The 19,332-nt window shown below is 75.0% G+C and carries 17 protein-coding genes; 9 read left to right on the top strand and 8 right to left on the bottom strand.

Annotated features, from left to right (window positions below; genetic code table 11):
* Positions 1-31 precede the first annotated feature (31 nt).
* Together ACIP37_RS12680 and ACIP37_RS12675 are read right to left on the bottom strand one after the other, a co-directional pair.
* Positions 32-1,045, bottom strand: a complete 1,014-nt coding sequence (locus ACIP37_RS12680) for a glycoside hydrolase family 3 N-terminal domain-containing protein (protein WP_400805845.1) — start codon at positions 1,043-1,045, stop codon at positions 32-34.
* A gap of 359 nt (positions 1,046-1,404) precedes the next feature.
* Entirely contained in the window at positions 1,405-2,955 is a 1,551-nt protein-coding gene (locus ACIP37_RS12675) for a PLP-dependent aminotransferase family protein (protein WP_400805849.1), read from the bottom strand.
* On the opposite strand from ACIP37_RS12675, the gene ACIP37_RS12670 reads away from it, so the two are divergent.
* The gene (locus ACIP37_RS12670; protein WP_400805852.1) at positions 2,954-3,829 is read left to right on the top strand and encodes an L-histidine N(alpha)-methyltransferase; all 876 of its coding nucleotides are present in this window, start codon (positions 2,954-2,956) and stop codon (positions 3,827-3,829) included. The two genes, ACIP37_RS12675 and ACIP37_RS12670, sit on opposite strands and share 2 nt — an antisense overlap.
* Positions 3,830-3,868: 39 nt before the next feature.
* Here the strand turns inward: ACIP37_RS12670 and ACIP37_RS12665 are convergent, their stop codons facing one another.
* Entirely contained in the window at positions 3,869-4,372 is a 504-nt protein-coding gene (locus tag ACIP37_RS12665) for a MarR family transcriptional regulator (protein WP_363587492.1), read from the bottom strand.
* Between the two features lie 111 nt (positions 4,373-4,483).
* Here ACIP37_RS12665 and ACIP37_RS12660 point away from each other — a divergent pair, with 111 nt between their 5' ends.
* From ACIP37_RS12660 to ACIP37_RS12645, 4 genes are all read left to right on the top strand, one after another.
* Positions 4,484-5,428: an EamA family transporter gene (locus tag ACIP37_RS12660; protein ID WP_400805856.1), complete on the top strand. Its 945-nt coding sequence runs from the start codon at positions 4,484-4,486 to the stop codon at positions 5,426-5,428.
* An 87-nt stretch (positions 5,429-5,515) separates the two neighbouring features.
* Entirely contained in the window at positions 5,516-6,157 is a 642-nt protein-coding gene (locus tag ACIP37_RS12655) for an NAD(P)H-binding protein (protein ID WP_363587488.1), read from the top strand.
* Between the two features lie 100 nt (positions 6,158-6,257).
* Positions 6,258-7,892, top strand: coding sequence for an alpha/beta hydrolase (locus ACIP37_RS12650; RefSeq protein WP_400805859.1), 1,635 nt, complete (start codon positions 6,258-6,260; stop codon positions 7,890-7,892).
* A 242-nt stretch (positions 7,893-8,134) separates the two neighbouring features.
* Complete coding sequence (locus ACIP37_RS12645) at positions 8,135-8,833, top strand: DUF6585 family protein (protein WP_363587484.1); 699 nt, start codon at positions 8,135-8,137, stop codon at positions 8,831-8,833.
* Positions 8,834-8,867: 34 nt separating this feature from the next.
* Here the strand turns inward: ACIP37_RS12645 and ACIP37_RS12640 are convergent, their stop codons facing one another.
* A complete protein-coding gene (locus ACIP37_RS12640) occupies positions 8,868-9,164 on the bottom strand; it encodes a hypothetical protein (protein WP_400805863.1) in 297 nt (98 codons plus the stop codon).
* A gap of 21 nt (positions 9,165-9,185) precedes the next feature.
* Positions 9,186-9,569 (bottom strand): hypothetical protein, encoded by a 384-nt coding sequence (locus ACIP37_RS12635; protein WP_363587480.1) that lies wholly within the window; start codon positions 9,567-9,569, stop codon positions 9,186-9,188.
* Positions 9,570-10,242: 673 nt separating this feature from the next.
* On the opposite strand from ACIP37_RS12635, the gene ACIP37_RS12630 reads away from it, so the two are divergent.
* Positions 10,243-11,694 (top strand): lytic murein transglycosylase, encoded by a 1,452-nt coding sequence (locus tag ACIP37_RS12630; RefSeq protein WP_400805866.1) that lies wholly within the window; start codon positions 10,243-10,245, stop codon positions 11,692-11,694.
* A gap of 111 nt (positions 11,695-11,805) precedes the next feature.
* On the opposite strand, the gene ACIP37_RS12625 is transcribed toward ACIP37_RS12630, so the two are convergent.
* Positions 11,806-12,339 (bottom strand): MarR family transcriptional regulator, encoded by a 534-nt coding sequence (locus ACIP37_RS12625; RefSeq protein ID WP_363587476.1) that lies wholly within the window; start codon positions 12,337-12,339, stop codon positions 11,806-11,808.
* A 95-nt stretch (positions 12,340-12,434) separates the two neighbouring features.
* Between ACIP37_RS12625 and ACIP37_RS12620 the strand changes: the two genes are divergently transcribed.
* Both ACIP37_RS12620 and ACIP37_RS12615 read left to right on the top strand, forming a co-directional pair.
* The gene (locus ACIP37_RS12620) at positions 12,435-13,361 is read left to right on the top strand and encodes an ABC transporter ATP-binding protein (protein ID WP_363587474.1); all 927 of its coding nucleotides are present in this window, start codon (positions 12,435-12,437) and stop codon (positions 13,359-13,361) included.
* Positions 13,358-15,019 (top strand): ABC transporter permease, encoded by a 1,662-nt coding sequence (locus tag ACIP37_RS12615; protein ID WP_363630547.1) that lies wholly within the window; start codon positions 13,358-13,360, stop codon positions 15,017-15,019. Before ACIP37_RS12620 ends, ACIP37_RS12615 begins: the two co-directional genes overlap by 4 nt.
* Before the next feature lie 62 nt (positions 15,020-15,081).
* Here ACIP37_RS12615 and ACIP37_RS12610 read toward each other — a convergent pair whose 3' ends face one another.
* Positions 15,082-15,669 (bottom strand): TerD family protein, encoded by a 588-nt coding sequence (locus tag ACIP37_RS12610; protein ID WP_350879397.1) that lies wholly within the window; start codon positions 15,667-15,669, stop codon positions 15,082-15,084.
* A 371-nt stretch (positions 15,670-16,040) separates the two neighbouring features.
* Here ACIP37_RS12610 and ACIP37_RS12605 point away from each other — a divergent pair, with 371 nt between their 5' ends.
* On the top strand, positions 16,041-18,257 hold the full coding sequence (locus ACIP37_RS12605) for a hypothetical protein (RefSeq protein ID WP_400805869.1): 2,217 nt from the start codon (positions 16,041-16,043) through the stop codon (positions 18,255-18,257).
* Here ACIP37_RS12605 and ACIP37_RS12600 read toward each other — a convergent pair.
* A complete protein-coding gene (locus ACIP37_RS12600) occupies positions 18,254-19,300 on the bottom strand; it encodes a hypothetical protein (RefSeq protein ID WP_363587468.1) in 1,047 nt (348 codons plus the stop codon). The two genes, ACIP37_RS12605 and ACIP37_RS12600, sit on opposite strands and share 4 nt — an antisense overlap.
* Positions 19,301-19,332 lie beyond the last annotated feature (32 nt).

Below are 19,332 nucleotides of genomic sequence, written 5' to 3'. Positions count from 1 at the left end.
GGCCGACCACCGCCGGTCGGCCGCCGCCGGCTCAGTCCAGAGAGGCCCGCAGGGCGTCGACCCGGGTGACGGCGTCCGCGAAGGCCGCGCGGTCGAGACGGCCGGAGTCCAGGGCGTCGGCGAGGGCCGTGGTGGCGTCCTCGGCCTGCTGCGGGTCGCGGGCGGAGCAGAGGATCAGGTCCATCCCGGCCTCGGCGGCAGCGACCGCACGGGAGCCCGCGCCGCCGTACGAGACGAGGGCCTCGGCCTCCAGGGCATCGGTGACCGTGACGCCCTGGAAGCCCAGGCGTCCGCGCAGCTCGCCCTGGACCACGGCGGGCGACATCCCGGCCGGGCGGTCCGGGTCGAGCGCCGGGTAGACCGCCCAGGAGGCCATCACCAGCCCGACACCCGCAGCGATGGCCGCCCGATAGGGCTCCTCGCCGCGGGCGCGCAGCTCGTCCAGCGGCACGGACAGGGTGACGGGGCGGTCATCGGTGTTCTCGCCGTTGGCGGCCGAGCCCAGCCCGGGGAAGTGCTTGGCGGTGGCGGCCACGCCCAGGCCCTGCTGGGCGGCGAGGAAGGCGCTGCCCAACTCGCCTACACCGGCCGGGTCCTGACCGTAGGAGCGCTCATGGCGGTCGATGAAGTTGCCCGGGGTGTCGTAGACGTCCAGCACCGGCGCGAGGTTCACGTTGAGCCCCGCGTCCGCGAGCGTCCCGGCGGCGCCGACACCGGCTCGGCCCGCCGCGCCGAGCGGGTCGGGGTCCGATCCGGTCCGGCGGGCGGAGAGTTCGGGCGCGCCGGGCAGGCGGCGCACCTTGCCGCCCTCCTGGTCGGTCATCAGCAGCAGTCCCTCGGGCACCGGCGACTGCGCCGCCGCCTCCCGCAACTGACCGACGGCCTCGGCGAGTTGCGCCGGGCTCGTGACATTCTCGGCGAACAGGATGACCCCGGCCGCCCGCCCCTCCCGGATCGTCCGCAGCACGCCCGGCGGCGGTGTCGGACCGGCGTACGAGAGTACGATCCGGCGCCCAGCGAGCTGCCGCGCGTCCTGATCGGCCATCTCCGCCGCCACCGCCCCCTCTCCCGGGGCAACTCCGCGCCCCGGTATCGACTCCGGTATCGACGCCGGCGCGGACACCGGTGCCGACGCCGGTGCCGACGCCGGTGCGGACGCCGGTGCCGACCCGGCCGGAACCGGCCCGAGCGTGGCCGCCAACACCACCAGCATCGCGCCGAACTGGACGGTGCGCCGAAGCACGGCCATCACGCCTCCCTGAGGTCGGCAGCGGGATACGGCCCGTCAAGGCACCCACGCCTGTCAAGGCACCCGAGCCCGTCGCCACCATAGCCCGGACCCCGGAGGAGCACACCCGCGCCGGCGCGGACGGGGGACCCGGGCGCCGGACGCCCTCAGCAGCCCTACCGGCGCAGCAACCGCCCCAGGACGGCGACCCCCTCCGCGATCTCCCCCGGCGCACCCGCCGCGTAGCCGAGCACCAGCCCCGGCGGGTACGGCAGGCGCGCGTGCCAGGACAGCGGCTGCACCTTGACGCCCTCGGCGAGCGCCGCCGTGGCCAGTTCGGTGTCCGTACAGCGGGCCCCGGGCGGCAGGGTGAGCATCAGGTGCAGGCCGGCCGCCGCGCCGTGGACGGTGGCGCCGGGGAGGTGGGCGTGGACGGCGGCGATCATCGCGTCCCGTCGTCGGCGGTGGCGGTGGCGCAACAGCCGCAGGTGGCGGTCGAGTTCGCCGGACTCCATCAGCCGGGCCAGCACCAGCTGCGGCAGCACCGGGTTGCCCAGGTCGGCGAACCGCTTGGCCTCCAGGACGGCCTCGCGCAGCCGCGGCGGCACCAGCAGCCAGCCGGTGCGCAGCGCGGGGGCGAGCAGTTTGGAGATGCTGCCCGCGTAGCAGACCTGCTCCGGCAGGGCGGCGCGCAGCGCGGGGACGGGCGGGCGGTCGTAGCGGTGCTCGGCGTCGTAGTCGTCCTCGATGACCAGGCCGCCCTCGCCCGCCCAGCGCAGCAGTTCGCGCCGCCGCTCGCCGCCGAGGACGACCCCGGTCGGGTACTGGTGGGCCGGGGTGAGCAGGACGGCCGGGGCACCGGTGGCGCGCAGCGCGTCGACCCGGACGCCCTCGGCGTCGACCGCGACGGGCGGGGTCGCGGCGAGCCAGTGGGCGAGGTGCTGGCGGGCGCCGAGCGAGCCCGGGTCCTCGACGGCGACCTCGGTGACGCCCACCCGGCCGAGCGCCCGGCCGAGCAGGGCGAGGGCCTGGGCCGTCCCGGCGACGATCAGCACCTCGTCCGGGTCGGCGCGGATGCCCCGGTTGCGGGCCAGCCAGTGGGCGACGGCCTGGCGCAGCGCGGGGGTACCGCGGACGTCTCCGTAGCCGAGGTCCGCGGCGGCGAGGCCGTCGAGGACGGCGCGTTCGGCGCGCAGCCAGGCGGCGCGGGGGAAGGCGGCGAGGTCGGGCACACCGGGGGTGAGGTCGATCCGGGCGGACGTGCCGCGCAGCAGGTCGAACACCTCGGGGTCGGGGTCGGCGTGGAACAGGACAGGCTCCGGCCGGGCGCGCGACGAGGCCGGGGACTTGTCCGACCACGGGGATGTGGCCGACACCGGGGGCGCGGGCGGCGCCGGGGCCGCGACGACGACGGTGCCGCCCCTGCCCCGGCCGGCGATCTGGCCCTCCTCGGCCAGCCGCCGGTAGGCGTCGGTCACCACTCCCCGGGAGACGCCGAGTTCGGCCGCCAGCCCCCGGGTAGCGGGCAGCCGGCTGCCCGTGGGGAGACGGCCGTCGGCGATGGCCTCGCGCAGCCGGCGGGCGAGCCAGCCGGTCAGGCCGCCGGGCGGGGCGTCGGCGGTGTCGAGCTGGAGGAAGTCGGCGCCCGGGTCCGCCTGTTTGGACCTGCCGTCCGGCGCTTCTTTGGACCTGTTCACCGGGCCATTGTGGCGCGAAGGTGGGGCCATGACCACGGAAACGGCATCACTGAACGACCGGCAGGACGCCGCAGGCCCCGGCCCCGGCCACGACTACGCCCCGGGTTACGTCCACGGCTACTCGGAGACCGAGGCGCAACGGCTCGGCGACCAGGCGGACACCCTCGCCGAGCTGCTGCACGCGGGCACCGCGTACCCGGCGGGCAGCCGGGTGCTGGAGGCGGGCTGCGGGGTGGGGGCGCAGACCGCGCACCTGCTGGCCGCCGGCCCCGGCGTGCTGCTGACGGCGGTGGACGTCTCCGCGGAGTCGCTGGCGCGGGCCCGGGCCCGGGTGGCGGCCGAGGCGCCCACCGCGCGGGTCACCTGGCACCACGGCGACCTGCACCGACTCCCCTTCCCGGACGGCTCCTTCGACCACGTCTTCGTGTGCTTCGTGTTGGAGCACCTGGCCGACCCGGTGGCCGCGCTGACCGCGCTGCGGCGGGTGCTGCGGCCGGGCGGCACGATCACGGTGATCGAGGGCGACCACGGCTCGGCCTTCTTCCACCCGCAGGGCCCGGCGGCCCGCGACGCGGTCGACCTGCTGGTGCGGCTCCAGGCGGCGGCCGGCGGTGACGCCCTGCTCGGGCGCCGCCTGTACCCGCTCCTGACGGAGGCCGGCTTCCGGGACGTGGCCGTCCGCCCCCGCACCGTCCACGCCGACGGCGCCCGCCCCGCCCTGGTCGAGGGCTTCACCCGGCGCACCTTCGTCGCGATGGTCGAGGCCGTCCGCGCCGAGGCGCTGGCCGCCGGTCTGACCACCCCCGACGCCTTCGACCACGGCATCGCCGAACTGCGCCGCACGGCCGAGCCGGGCGGGACGTTTCACTACACCTTCTTCAAGGCGGTGGCGGTCAACCCGTAGGCCGGTCGGGCGGGGAGGTCCGCCCGCGCGCCCGCCCGCTCACTCCGGGCTGTCGCCGAGGGCGGCCAGGAGGGTGCGCATGGCGTCGACGAGGGTGGCGGTCCCGGGGTCGTCGAGGCCGGCGAGGAGGGCGCGCTCGGTGGCGAGGTGGTCGGGGAGGGCGCGGTCGATCAGGGCGTGGCCCTCGGGGGTGAGCGCGACCACGCGGCTGCGGCCGTCCTGGTCACTCTGGGTGCGGGTGACCAGGCCGCGGGCCTCCAGACGGTCGAGGCGCTGGGTGATGGCGCCGGAGGTGACCATGGCGGACTGCATCAGCCCGGTGGGGGTGAGGCGGTAGGGCGGGCCGCTGCGCTTGAGGGTGGCGAGGACGTCGAAGGAGGCGGCGTCCAGGCCGTGTTCGCCGAAGGTCCGGTTGAGCTCCGCGTCCACCAGGCGGTAGAGGCGCTTGAGCCGGCCGAACACCTCCATCGGAGAGACGTCCAGGTCGGGGCGCTCGACGGCCCATTGCGCGACTACTCGGTCCACATGATCTGCATCTGCCACAGGTTCAGGGTAGGGGATCCCGGCGGGATTCCTTAGCGATGAGGTAACTGTGAGCCACGCCACCCCGCCAAAGCGGTGAGAGATGCCTTAGCGCTGAGATACATTTGCTTAGTGCTAAGAAATCGCCTCGGAATCGTGCTGGTGACGGCGATAGCCCCCGCCGTCTGGGGGTCGACGTACATCGTCACCACCGAACTGCTCCCGCCCCACCGTCCACTCCTCGCGGCCGTCCTCCGGGCCCTGCCCGCAGGGCTGCTGCTGATCGCCGTCACCCGCCGGCTGCCGAAGGGCAGCTGGTGGTGGCGCGCGCTGGTCCTCGGCGCGCTGAACATCGGCGCCTTCCTCGCCCTCCTCTTCATAGCCGCCTACCGCCTCCCCGGAGGGGTCGCCGCCACGGTCGGCGCCGTCCAGCCGCTGATCACCGCCGGACTCTCGGCCGCGCTGCTCGGCGACCGGCTCACGCCGCGCACGGTGATCTGCGGCATCGCGGGGATCGCGGGCGTCAGCCTGCTGGTCCTGCGGGCCAACGCCCAGCTGGACGCCGTCGGCGTGGCCGCCGCGTTCGCCGGCGCGGTCGTCATGGCCACCGGCGTCGTCCTCTCCAAGCGCTGGGTCTCCCCCGCCCCGCTGCTCGCCACCACCGGCTGGCAGCTCACCGCCGGCGGACTGCTGCTGGTGCCGGTCGCACTGTTCGTCGAGGGCGCCCCGCCGTCCCACCTCACCGGCGGCAACCTGCTCGGTTACGGCTACCTCAGCCTGATCGGCGCGGCGCTCACGTACGCGCTCTGGTTCCGCGGGATCCGGGCACTGCCGCCGACCTCGGTCTCCTTCCTCTCGCTGCTCAGCCCGGTGGTCGCCACCGCGATCGGCTGGCTGGCCCTCGGGCAGGACCTCAGCCCGCTCCAGGCGCTCGGCGCACTGATCGTCCTCGGCTCGCTGATCGCGGCCCAGACCCGGCGCCGCCCCGGCACCGCCACGCCCTCCGCGCCCGCCGCCCCGGACGCCCCGGCCGCCCCCGCCTCCGCCTCCGCACCGCCCGTCCGCGAGAACGCCTGACCCCGCCTCGTCTCCGCCGAATCCCCTCCCGCACTCCCCGATCCCCGCCCAGCAGCCGCTGGCACCCACCGCACCAGGAGAACCTCCATGCACATCACCGTGTTCGGCGCCACCGGCAACGTCGGCAGCCGGGTGGTGACCGAGGCACTCGCCCGCCGCCACCGGATCACCGCCGTCCTGCGCGACCCCGCCAAACCGCACGGCCTGCCGGCCGCCGTCGCCCTCGGTGTCGGCGACGCCCGTGACCCCGAGGACGTCGCCCGCCTCGCCGCCGGGCAGGACCTGGTGATCACCGCCACCCGCCCGGCGCCCGGCAGCGAGCACGAGCTGTCCGCCGCCACCCGGGGCCTGCTGGCCGGTCTCGCCGGAACGGGCGCGCGCCTGATGGCCGTCGGCGGCGCGGGCAGCCTCACCCTCCCCGGCCGCGGCGGGACGGCCCTCGCCGACGACCCCGGCTTCCCCGCCGAGCTCCGGCCGATCGCCCGGGCCTGCCGCGAGCAGCTCGACCTCTACCGCGCCGCCGACCCGGACGTCGACTGGACCTACCTGAGCCCCGCCGCCCTGCTCGAACCCGGCGAGCGCACCGGCCGCTTCCGGCTCGGACGGGACGAACTGCTGGTGGACGCCGAGGGCGCCTCGGTGATCTCCATGGAGGACCTCGCCGTCGCGCTGCTCGACGAGGCCGAGCAGCCCGCGCACCGCCGCACCCGCTTCACCGCCGCCTACTGACCTGGGGCGATCCTCCGTGTCCGGGGTGTACCCAGCACCACCCCGGACACGGAACCCCGCATGATCGACCGTCAGGGCGAGCTCGGACAGGATCATTCCCGTGAACACCAACGCATCGAACACCACGGCCTCGCACCCCATCACGCCGAGCACCACCGCGCCGAACACCACCGCCTCGCACACCCCGGCGGCCGGCGCCACCGCCTCCCGCACCCGGCGCGCCGCCCTGGCCGTCGCCGCCGCCGTCCTGGCCGGCCTCGCCGTACCGGCCACCGCCAGCGCCGCCCCGGACGCCGGCCGGAACCCGGGCGACGCCGAGGTCGCCCCCGCCCGCTACACCCACCAGACCCTCGCCTGGCAGCCCTGCGCCAAGCAGCCGGCGCTGGACTGCGCCACCATGACCGCCCCGCGCGACTGGCACCACGCCGACGCCGGCGCCGACGTGACGATCGCCGTCTCCCGGCACCGCGCCGGCGACCCGGCCAAGCGCAAGGGCACGCTGCTGATGGCCGCCGGCGGCCCCGGCGCGTCGGGCCTGCTGCGCCCGGCGAACCTGGCCACGGCCGCCCCGGCCGTCGGCGCCGCGTACGACATCGTGGGCTTCGACCAGCGCGGGGTCGGCGAGAGCACCCGGGCCGTGTGCCAGACGCCGGAGGAGTTCCAGGACTTCCTGGCCGGCGACTTCCGCGACCAGTCCCCGGCGGCGATCGACCGGGTGGTCGCCAACTCCAAGAAGCTGGCCGCCAGTTGCCAGGAGCGCACGGGCGACCTGCTGCCCTACCTGAACACCGAGCAGACCGCCCACGACATCGACCTGTTCCGCGGCCTGCTCGGCGAGCAGAAGCTCAGCTACTTCGGCCCCTCCTACGCCTCGATGATCGGGGCCTACTACGGGACGCTCTTCCCGCACCGGGTCGAGCGGATGATCCTGGACAGCAACATCGGCTTCGACGGCACCTGGGAGAAGTTCGAACTGGGCCAGCCGATGAGCTTCCAGCGCCGCTTCGACGAGGACTTCGTGCCGTGGCTGGCGGCCCGCGACGCCACCTACCACTGGGGCTCCACCCCCGAGGAGGTGCAGGCGCACTGGGAGCAGCGGCGCGCCGCGCTGCACGACCAGCCCATCGTCGACGGCTCCCTGACGATCGGCCCGAACCAGCTGGACAACGGCGCGATCAGCGCGATCTACGAGCGGGACACCTTCCCCTTCCTCGCCCAGGCCCTGACCGCCGTCGACGACTGGCAGGGGGCCGACCCCGCGGCCAGGACGATGGCCGGGCGGCTGTTCGGCCAGTACCTCAGCCCGGAGTTCCTCGCCGAGTACTTCTCGGTGACCTGCAACGACACCCCGTGGACCAAGGACATGGACACCTGGGTCCAGCGCGGCGCGGAGAACACCGCGCGCTATCCGCTGGCGGGCGCGCGCACGCTGGCCTTCAGCGCGGTCTGCGCGGCCTGGCCGACCGCGCCCGCCCCCAAGGTCAAGGTGACCGGCGCCCACCTGCCGACGGTGCTGATGCTCAACTCGGTGCACGACCCGGCGACGTACTACGAGGCCGCGCTCGGCGCGCACCGCGCGCTGCGCGGCTCCAAGCTGGTGACCGTCACCGGGAGCGGCGACCACGGCCAGTACCCCACCGCCAACTCCTGCGTCACCGACGTCGTCGAGAGCTACCTGCTGGGCGGCCGCGCCCCCGAGCGCGACCTCGTCTGCCCCACCCCGCAGGCGGGTTGAGTGCCCGGCCGCTCGACCGCGGCCGTCGGGGCGCGCGTCGGGTGAGGCACGGCGGGGCGCCGACCGTCACGGGTCGACACCCCGCCGTGCCGGCGCCCCTCGGGGCGCGTTCGTCCAGCAGGCGGCCCGCGACTGGCCGAAAGACTGCGAAAGCCCGAGCGGGCGGCCGCTGTTGTGCCTCACGTCCCCCGGCTCCGGGGAATACAGCCATGGCCGTAGTCGCCATACACAGGAGCGAGCCCATGGTGAAGGTCGTCGAGACCACGGATACCCAGATCACCGCCGCAGTGGCCGAGCAGGCGCAGCAGGCCGGCCTCGGCCTGCTGCGCCAGTGCTTCCTGGTGCTGACGAAGACACGGCTGTTCGGCAAGCCGCGCGAGGAGGAGAAGCTCCGGGTCTACCACTTCGACCACGGCCTGGTGCACGAGGGCGGGGGCCTGGAGCTCACGGTCTTCCGCTGGGACGAGGTCTCGACCGTGATGCAGGCGACCGTCGCCCACTACTCGCACAACATCTACACCGAAACGGACTTCTCCTACCGGTTCATCCGGGACGACGGGGAGACGTTCACGATCGACGGCAAGTACCGCGACCCGCGGCGCGCCAAGCTCAGCGGCGGGGACAGGGGCACCCAGCTGGGCAGGTGGGCGGAACTGGGCGAGGTCGCCGCGCACTACGTCGCGGCCACCCAACTGTCCGGGGCCCGGGCCTCGCTGGCGGACGGAGGGGAACTGGCCTTCGGCGACCTGCTGGTCAGCTCGGCCGGTCTGCGCACGGTGAAGCGCGGTCTGGTGCCCTGGTCCGACATCAAGTCGATCAGCGTGGTCAACGGCTACCTGGTGGTCAAGAAGGACGGCAAGTTCCTCTCGCTGTCGAACACCGCGGTCAGCCGGATCCCGAACTACGCGCTCTTCATGATGCTGCTGGGCCGTTCCGGCTGACGCACGGCCGGCCCGGACAGGCCCTGGATCGCCGTCAGGACCGCGAGTCGCTCGCCGCACGCCCCAGCCGCGACCGGAGCCAGGCGAAGGCGGCGACGAGCCCGGCGAAGCCCCCGACGGCGAGCTTGATGCCGGCCTTGGCGACGATCCAGCCGACCCAGGGGACGCTCCAGCCCAGCCAGTGGAAGACAGCCAGCAGGACGGCGGCGCCGCAGAGGGCGGCGAGCACCGTCACGGCCACGGCGGCGGCCCGCGAGAGCTCTCGCGGGCCGTCGTCCGTCGCGTCCTGCGCCTGGTCGCCCGTCAGCTGCTTCGTGTCCCCATCACCCATGGGGATCATCCTACGGATTCCTCACCGGCGGGCGCGATGGGTGTCGCCGAGGTGCTCGCCGGTCTCGTCGTCGGGAAAGCTGACGGCGAGGGTGACGCGGTACTCGTCCACGTCCTCGCGGTGCCCCGGCACCCGGGCCCAGGCGAGCGAGTGCACCTCGGCCCCGGGGGCCTGCCGGCACCAGGCGGCGGCCTCCTCCAGTACGCGGGCGGCCGAACGCCCGGTGCACACCACCGCGGTGTACGCGGCGACGGCGAGGTCCCCACCGCTGCGGGCGACCCGCGAGACCGCCCGGACGGCGGCCGCGGCCTGGGTCAGGTCGCGGGCCAGGTCGTCGACCGCCCGAGGGGGGGCCGGAAGGACGACCGCTCCCTCGGCGACGGTCTCGGGCAGGTTCGCGCTCACAGTCCGGGCCTCCATCCGCATGGTCACGGGGCACAGCATGCCGGGCGGAGATTCCTGGCATGCCCTTTTCACCAGAACGTCACCCGTCCAGGGGCGAGTTGGGGCCGCCCCCTGGTATCCGCACGCCCGCCCTGGTAGGGAAGCGCCCGCCCGGCGGCGGACATCCACGCAGGTCAGGAAGGTCGGAGGCGGGCGCCGCCGGGGAGCCCGGAACGACGCGCACGCACCACCCCCGCGCCCCGGACCGCCGGTCCGGGCCCCTGCACGCCCGGCCCACCACCGGCACGCCCCCAGTCAACTCCCTTGGCAGGAACGGGAGATAACGTCGAAGCTCGACCCGCACAGCCCTCCGGTGCCGCCACCGGGCCCGCGGACGGAACCCGTGGCGGACGCGCACGCACCCCAACTCCCTTACCCGGCCGGGCCGTCGGCCAGCCTGGCCGCGACGCGGATCGAGTCCCGGCCCGAGCCCGAGCGGGCATTCCCCCACCCCTGCTGACCTGCGGTATTCGATGTCGGCACCGGGCCGCGGCAACCTCCGGCCACCCCTGTCGCGTCAGACCGTCGTGATACTAATCGTTGCGACGGCGGGAGCCGCCGTCCGGCGGCAGGCACGATGACGACGGTTCATCCGTTCCGGCAGGGTCGGGACGGCTACGGGGAGGGGCACGGTATGACGGCGAGGTTCGGCAAGGTGCAGGGCGGGCGCGGGCTGCGGCTCGGCAAGCGGGTCACGGGGACGGCTGCGGCCTTCACCGCACTCGCCGCACTGACGGGCTCCCAGGTGACGGGCTTCGGGCTCGCCCCGGTCGCGGCCGCCGACGCCGTGACGTCGCCGGACGCCTCCGCCTCCCAGCCCGGCGGCAGCCCGACCGGCGGCGCCGGCAGCGCCTTCGGCACCGGCGTCCCGGCCGACGGCGGCGGCACCGTCCAACTGCCGCAGCCGCCCGGCACGGTGCCCGGCGCGCCCGCCGCCGGCCCCTTCGCCGCCACCGGCCCGGCCCTGCCCGCGACCGTGCTCGCCGCCTACCGCCAGGCCGAGGCCTCGGCCGCACAGCGCTCGCCCGGCTGCCACCTGCCGTGGCAACTGCTGGCCGCGATCGGCCAGGTCGAATCCGGCCAGGCCAACGGCGGCCAGGTCGACGCGACGGGGACGACCCTCACCCCGATCCTCGGTCCGGCGCTGGACGGCAACGGCTTCGCCGCGATACCCGACAGCGACGGCGGGCGCTACGACGGCGACGCGCGCTGGGACCGCGCCGTCGGGCCGATGCAGTTCATCCCCTCCACCTGGGCGACCTGGGGCACGGACGCCAACGGCGACGGCAAGGCCGACCCGAACAACATCTTCGACGCCGCCGAGAGCGCCGCCCGCTACCTGTGCGCGGGCGGGCGCGACCTCGCCGACCCGGCGCAGCTCGACCGGGCGATCCTCAGCTACAACAACTCGGGCGAGTACCTGCGGACGGTCCGCAACTGGATGGCGCACTACGGCAGCGGCAGCGTCACCACCGTGCCGAACCGCCCGGCCTCCTCGACCCCGCCGGCCTCGCTGCCCTCCCCGCTCCTGCCGCTCGCGCCGCTGCTGCCGCCGACCGGGACGACTCCTGGCGCCACCCCCGGGACGCCGAGCGCCCCCGGGACCACCCCGCCCCCGGGCGGGCAGCCCTCGCCGAGCGCGCAGCCGACCTCGCCGGCCCCGACGCCGTCCTCCTCCGCGCAGCCGACGACGGACCCGAGCACCACCCCGACGGGCACGCCCGGCACCACACCGCCGTCGACCGCGCCGGCCACGCCGTCCGGCACGCCGTCGACCACTCCGTCGGGCACCCCGTCCTCGACGGCCACCCCGACCGGCACGCCGTCCGGCACCCCCACCACGACGCCGACCGGAACGCCCACCGACTGCCCGAGCCCGACGGCCACGACCACCCCGACGGGCAGCCCGTCCCCGACGGCCACCCCGACCGGCACGCCGTCCGGCACCCCGGCCGCCCCCGGGTGCGCCACGGCGACGCCGACCCCCGGCGGCACTCCCACCCCGGGCGGCACCCCCTCCTCCGCCGCCCCGAGCACGACCCCCAGCGCGGACCTCTCCCCCTCGGCCGCCCCGCCGACCCGCTGACACCGCCCCATCCGCCGACGGCCCGCACCCCTGGTGCGGGCCTTCCGCGTTCCCCGCCCCGCCGCACCAAGCTCCCGAGACCGAGCTCGAGACCGAGAGCTGGACCGAGACCTACGCCGGATCCGACCCGGCCCCGGCCCTGGGCAGCGCCCCCGGACCCAGCGTCGCCCGGTGCACCCGCCACCGCGCGAGCATCCCGTGCAGTTCGTCCACCATGAACGCGAAGAAGGCCGCGCTCTCCGCCAGCCGCTCCCCCGCGACGGTGCCCGCGCCGACGGTGGCCTCGCCCTCCCTGAGCACCCGCACCCAGCGCAGCAGGTACTCGTCGCGCCGGGTCAGCGACTCGAACCAGACGTCGTTCAGCACCCGGTAGCGGTCGCGCCGCGAGCCCGGCTCGCGCTCCTTGGCGGCCAGGCCGATCTGGGTGAGGTAACGCATCCCGCCGGACACCGCGGCCGGGCTGATCCGCAGCCGTTCGGAGAGCTCGGCGGAGGTCAGGACGCCGCTCTCCTCGGCCATCAGGCAGGAGAAGAGCCGGGCCGGCATCCGGCCCATGCCCGCGGCCACCAGCTCGGCCGCGAACCGTTCGACGAAGTCCGACACCGCCTGCTCGTCGCGCTCCTTCTCCGCTTCCCGCTCCACCACGCGCGCCTTCCCCTCTCCGGTGATCAACAACTCGACTGAACTTTAACGCCTTCCCAATATTCACGTTTTTCTGAAACTACGGTAGCTTCAGCAGCATGACGAAGGCAATCGCTCTGACCGGCCTCCGCAAGACCTTCGGCCGGACCACCGCGCTGGACGGCCTCGACCTCACCGTCGAGACCGGCGAGGTGCACGGATTCCTGGGACCCAACGGCGCCGGGAAGTCCACCGCCATCCGGGTGCTCCTCGGTCTGCTGCGCGCCGACGGCGGCAGCGCCCGGCTGCTCGGCAAGGACCCCTGGCACGACGCCGTCGAACTGCACCGCCGCCTCGCCTACGTCCCCGGCGACGTCGAACTGTGGCCCAACCTCACCGGCGGCGAGGCCATCGACCTGCTCTCCCGGCTGCGCGGCCGGCTCGACCGCCGCCGCCGCGACGAGCTGATCGAGCGCTTCGACCTCGACCCCACCAAGAAGGGCCGCAGCTACTCCAAGGGCAACCGGCAGAAGGTCGCCATCGTCGCCGCGCTCGCCTCCGACGCCGAACTGCTGCTGCTCGACGAGCCGACCTCCGGCCTCGACCCGCTGATGGAGGTGGTCTTCCAGGACGTCGTCCTCCAGGCCCGGCGGCAGGGGCGGACCGTCCTGCTGTCCAGCCACATCCTGGACGAGGTGGAGAAGCTCGGCGACCGGGTCAGCATCATCCGCCACGGCCGGGTGGTGCAGACCGGCAGCCTCGGCGAACTGCGCCACCTCACCCGCACCACGGTCGAGGCCGAGACCCACCGCCCCGTCACCGGGCTGGAGACGCTGGAGGGCGTGCACGCCGTCCGCACCGAGGGCGCCCGGGTGCGCTTCGCCGTGGACGGCGCCCACCTCGACGCCGCCGTCCGCCGCCTCGGCGAGGCCGGGCTGCGCAGCCTGGTCAGCCACCCGCCCACGCTGGAGGAGCTGATGCTGCGCCACTACGGCGACGAGCTGGCCGCCAACGGGCACCCGGTCGACGGCGAGGCCGCCCGATGACCGCCACCACCACCGCGACCAGCGCGCCCGCCACGGCCCCGCGCCCGCCCCGCCCGCGCACCACCCTGGCCGGCACCGCCACGCTGCTCCGCTTCGCCCTGCGCCGCGACCGGCTCCGCCTCCCCGCCTGGGTGCTCGGCCTCGGCCTGCTCACCCTCGCCAGCGCCAACAGCGTGCACACCCTCTACCCGACCGCCGCCGACCGCGCCTCGATCGCCCACGCCTCCGCCGGCCCGGCCGTCCTCGCCATGACCGGCCCCGGGCACTACCTGGCCGACTACACCTGGGGCGCCATGCTCGGCCACCGGCTGCTCGGCCTGCTGGCGGTGCTGGCCGGGCTGATGAGCGTGCTGACCGTCACCCGGCACACCCGGGCCGAGGAGGAGAGCGGGCGGGCCGAGCTGGTCCGCTCCGCCGCCGTCGGCCGGCACGCCCAGCTCGCGGCCGCCCTCGGCGCCGCAGCCGTCGCCGACCTCGCGCTCGGCCTGCTGCTCGCCGCCGGGCTGCCCGCCCTCGGCGTCCCCGGGCTCGACACCGGCGGCGCGCTGCTGTTCGGGGCCGCGACCACCGCCGCCGGACTGCTGTTCGCGGCGGTCGCCGCCGTCGCCGTCCAGGTCACCGCGCACGCCCGGACGGCCTCCGGGCTGGCCCTCGCGGTGCTCGGCACCGCCTACGCGGTGCGCGCCGCCGGGGACGCCGGGTCGAACGGGCTCTCCTGGGCCTCCCCGATCGGCTGGCTCCAGCGCAGCTACCCCTTCGTGGACGACCGCTGGTGGCCGCTGCTGCCCGCGCTCGCCCTGGCCGCCGTCACCGGGGCGGCCGGCTTCGCACTGAGCACCCGACGGGACGTGGGCGCCGGGCTGCGCGCCGCCCGCCCGGGGCCGCCCACCGCCCGCCCCGCCCTCGGCACCCCGCTCGGCCTCGCCCTGCGCCTGCACCGCGGCCTGCTGGGCGGCTTCGCGGTCGCGCTGCTGCTGCTCGGCGCGATGTACGGGTCACTGCTGGGCGGCGCCGACGCGATGGTCAAGGACGTCGACCAGCTGAAGGAGGCCCTCGCCCGGCTCGGCGGCCGCTCGCTCACCGACTCCTTCGCCGCGATGACCCTGCTGGTGGTGGCGGTGGTCGGCGCGGTCTACGCGGTGCTGGCGACGCTGCGCCCGCGCGCCGAGGAGAGCGCCGGGCGGGCCGAGCCGGTGCTGGCCACCGGGGTGTCCCGGTCCGGTTGGCTGGGCGGGCACCTGGCGGCGGCGCTGCTGGGCTCGACCGCGGTGCTGCTCGCGGCGGGGGTGGGCTTCGGCCTGGCCGGGGCGTTGTCCACCGGTGACGCCGGCGCGTTCCCGCGACTGGTCGGCGCGGCCCTGGCGTTCGCGCCCGCCCAGTGGGTGACGGTGGGGTTCGCCGCCGCCGTGTACGGCTGGCTGCCCCGGGCGACGCAGCTGGCCTGGCTGGTGCCGGCGTACGCGTTCGTGATCGGGTACCTGGGCCCGCTGCTGAAGCTCCCGGCGGGCCTGGACCGGCTCTCCCCGTTCGGGCAGGTGCCCCGGCTCCCGGCGGCCGCCATGGACTGGACGCCGCTCGCGGCGCTCACCCTGGTCGCGGCCGCCCTGATCGCCCTGGCGCTGGCCGGGTTCCGGCGCCGCGACCTCGAAACGCGCTGACTCCCGGGCTGCGGCGGGGGAAGCGGACGGGGCCGGCCACGGCGGGCCGGCCCCTGGCCGGGTCACAGGTGCTTGACCAGCTCCGGCATCAGGTCCTGGAAGGTCCGCCCGCTGGCCGGCTGCCCGATCGCGGTCATCTGCCAACCGGCGGGCGTGCGCTGCACCTTGGCCATGATCTGCGCGGTGTACGGGCCGCCCCCGGTGAGCGTGTACCGGGCCAGCTCGGCGCCCGTCTGCTCGTCGACCAGCCGACAGAAGGCCGCCTCGACCTCCTGGAAGGTCTGGCCGGTGAAGGAGTTGACGGTGAAGAGGATCTGGTCGACCTCGGCGGCCATCTTGGTCAGGTCGACGGTGATCGACTCGTCGTCGGTCGCGTCGCCCGCGCCGCCGACCAGGTTGTCGCCGCTGTGCCGGACGGAACCGTCATTGCTGTTGAGGTGCTGGAAGAAGACCACGTCCACCGGCCGCCCCTGGGAGAACAGCACCGCCGAGGCGTCCAGGTCGATCTCCCGACCGGCGGCCAGCAGCTTGGCGAAGAAGCCCTTGGGCTGCGCGGCCTTCCAGCCCAGGCCCATCCGGACCACACTCAGCTGACCGCCGCCCGGCTTCTCCAGGCTGATCTTCTGCCCCTTGGCCAGCGAAACGCTCATCGTGCCCTCCTCGTCCCTGCCGCCGCTCCGTGCCGTGAATCTACAGCACTGTCGAACATCTATGATCATCCGACCGGCGCGCTCCCAGCACCCCTACCCCGCACTCCCCCCGCCGTCACCACCGGGGGCGGTCTGCACACTGTCAAGCGCCCCGGGGAGGAGCTTGCGCGGGGCGGCGCGCAATCCGGCTCGGTCAACCTGGCAACCGGCGATCCGACGTCTGGCGTAGCCGCGAACAGGGCCCGAACAGGCGGGCGGCCCGCGGACTAGGGTCGGCTCGGAGGCGCCGCCGACCGGGAGAACGGCCGCCGACGCACCGAGCGTTCCGCGCACGTTCCCGTGATCCGCCAACCCACGCTGGGGGGACCACCATGTCCGAGCACGAAGGAACACCGCCCGCACCCGCCACCGCCGCCACCTCTTCGCGCCTCGGCCGCCGCCGCCTGCTGCGGGCCGGCCTGGGCACCGGCGGCGCGCTCGCCACCGTCCGCCTGCTGCCCGGCGGCCAGGCCTGGGCCGCCGCCCCGGAGCCCGCGCCCGCGCCCGTACCGGAGTCCGTGCCCGCACCCGCCACCCTCCCCGGCGGCGGCGCCGCCACGGCGCAACCCTGGCCGGACTGGGCCCGGTTCGCCCGCGTCGGCGACGGCACCTTCAACGAGCCCGCCGACATGCAGAGCGCCGTCGACGCCCTCAGGGCGCAGAACGTCAGCGTCATCGAACTCGACACCCTGCTCTCCAACTGGCTCACCGACGCCGAGTTCGCGGCCCACATGGCCGAGGTGAAGACCTTCACCGGCCTGGCGCACGCCGCCGGCCTCAAGGTCGTCATGTACTACCCCTCCCTGGAGCTGATCTCCCCCGGCGGCGAGAAGGGCCGCTCGTTCTACAAGAACGACCAGGGCGGCGCCTGGGTCCAGCGCGACCTCGCCGGAAAGCCCAACGTGTTCTACGGCAGCGTGGTGGTCTGGGTCGACCCGGGCGACGAGAGCGTCTGGCTCAGCCCCAACTCGCCCTGGCGGGACTACTACCTCAAGCGGATCAAGGGCGTGGCCGCCACCGGTGTGGACGGCATCTGGCCGGACGTCCCGATCTACTTCGACGGCGTGCTCTCCTGGTGCGACGCCTCCACCTGGGGCGCGGCCGCCTTCAAGGCCGACAGCGGCCTCGCCCTGCCCAAGGCCGCCGACTTCGCCGACCCGGTGTTCCGCCGCTACCTCGAATGGCGCCACCGCAACCTGCTCCAGTTCCAGCTCGACATCGCCGCCGCCGGGCGCGCGGTCAACCCCGACCTGGTCACCTTCGTCGAGACCGTCTCGATGGACTACCGCTACGCCACCTCGATCGGCCTGGACGGCGGCTACCTGCGCCAGGCCGAGGGCGCCGTCAGCCAGGTCTGGGAGGTGGACATCCTCGGCAACTACGACGGCATGCGGCACGCCACCGCCTCCGACTGGGTCTGTCTCATCTCGATGTACAAGTACGCGCGCGGCGCCAGCGGCACCAAGCCCGCCTGGGCGTTCTCCTACGGCTGGCAGGCCGACGACGCCTCGCTGGTGATGTCCCAGCTGATCGCGGCCGGCTGCAACCCCTACGAGGTGAAGACGCCGTACAAGAACGACACCGTGGACGCGGCGATGCGTGCCCGGATGTACCGCTTCGTCCAGACCAACCAGGAGCGGCTCTACAACGCCGCCTCGGCCGCCCAGGTCGGCGTCTACCACTCCAGCCCGTCCCGGGACTACGTCAGCCCGGGCGCGGGCATCGGGATGTACGTCAACGCGACCGCGCCGGCCGGGATCAGCGACTGGTGGGGCGGCGACGACCCGGAGCAGAGCTGCGCCTCCGTCCCCTGGCTGGGCGAGTTCCGGGGCGCGGTGAAGGCGCTGGTGTACGCGCACATCCCGTTCGACACGGTGCCCAGCCCCGGCCTGGCCGCCGCCGACCTGGCCCGGTTCAAGGTGCTGCTGCTGCCCGACCTCCAGGCTGTCTCGGACGCCGAGGCGGCCGTGCTGCGGGGGTTCGTCGCGGCCGGCGGGACGATCGTGATCACCGGCCCGGCTCCCACCGCGCTCGACGAACTGGGCGGCCAGCGCGCCGAGTTCGCGCTCTCCGACGTGCTCGGGCTGCGCCGGGGCAGCCCGCTGCCGGCCGGCAAGCAGAACCCCTACGGCAGCGGCACCTGCTGGTACGTCCGCAACCGGGCCGGACTCAGCTACCTCACCAAGACCGACCAGGCCTCGGCCGACCAACTGCTCGCCCCCGTCCGCCAGTCCGCACCGCCCGCCGTCACCCTGGCCGGGGACCCCCGGATCTTCCTGGACGCGCGGCGGCTCGGCAACGACGCCGTCGTCCACCTGGTGAACTTCACCAACTTCGGCGACACCCCGGCGGCCTTCCGCACCACGCCCGCCAACTGCACGCTCTCTTACGCCCTCCCGGTCGGCGCCGCCGTCACGGCCGTCACCGTCGCCACCCCGGACGGCACCGACCCGACGCCCAAGCCCGTCCCGTACACCGTCACGGGAGCAACGGTCAGCGTGCCGCTGACCGTCGTGCAGTACTCGGTGGTGACGGTGACGGTGAGCTAGAGCGCGGGCGCGGGGATGCGCCAGAGGGCGGCGGGGTTGGCCTCGCCGCCCGGGGCGGACTCGAAGGCGATCCACTTCCCGTCCGGGGACCAGCTCGGCGCGCCGTCGTACGAGCCGTCGTCGCCGGTCACCCGGACGGGGCGTCCGCCGTCGGCCGCGACCACGAAGACCTGGGCGTTCGGCAGGTTGCCGAGGTTGGAGGAGAACACCAGGTACCGGCCGTCCGGGGACCAGGTGGGATCAGTGTGCTCGCCCGGCACGTCGGTGACCTGGCGCAGGCCGGTGCCGTCCGCGCCGACCGTCCACAGCGCCCAGTTCTCGCCGCCGGCGGCGCGCCGCTGGAAGACGATCCGGTCGCCCCGGGGCGACCAGTTCGGCTGCCGGTTGTCGGTGCCGGTGCCCTTGCCGTCGACCAGCCGGAGGGGGGCGCCGCCGTCGCGGCGGACCTTCCAGAGCGAGTCCTGTTCGGCGTCGTCGCCGTGCACGGCGGCGTGTTCCGGCTCCCAGCTCTGCTGGAAGACGATCCACGCGCCGTCCGGGGAGAAGCTCGGCTCGCTGTAGCCGCTGCCGTCCTCGTGCCGGGTGACCCGCTCGGGGCTGCCGCCGGGCGTCATCAGCCAGACCTCGTCGTGGCCGGACTCCCGGTCGGTGGCGAAGGTGAAGGCGCCGGTGGCGGCGTTCCAGCTGGTGCCCGGGAGGTTGACGGCGGCCTTGTCGGGATCCTCCAGGACCTTCTGCGGCGCGCGGGCGCCGTCCAGCGGCAGCACCCCGAGGGCGGCGGCGCCCTTGTTGTAGCCCTCGCTGAACTCGGTCAGCAGCACCGAGCGGCCGTCCGGGGCGAAGGCGGGGTTCTGGGCGCTGCGGCCACCCTCGGCCCGGTAGAGCAGCTCGGCGCCGTCGGCCCGGCGCTCGCCCCCGGTCGGCGGCGCGCCGCCGGCCCGGGTCGGCCGGGGCTGCGGCCCGTCCTCGGAGCCGGATTCGGCGCAGCCGGACAGCAGCAGCATTGTGACGGCCGCGGCGGCGAAGAACGTGCGAGTCCTCATGACCCACAAGCTAGTTGACGCTTCGTCACATC

It is taken from the genome of Kitasatospora sp. NPDC088861, assembly GCF_044750105.1.
Lineage (GTDB): Bacteria > Actinomycetota > Actinomycetes > Streptomycetales > Streptomycetaceae > Kitasatospora.
Note: the sequence above shows the minus strand (reverse complement) of the source record. Positions and strands in the feature narration are given on the sequence as shown.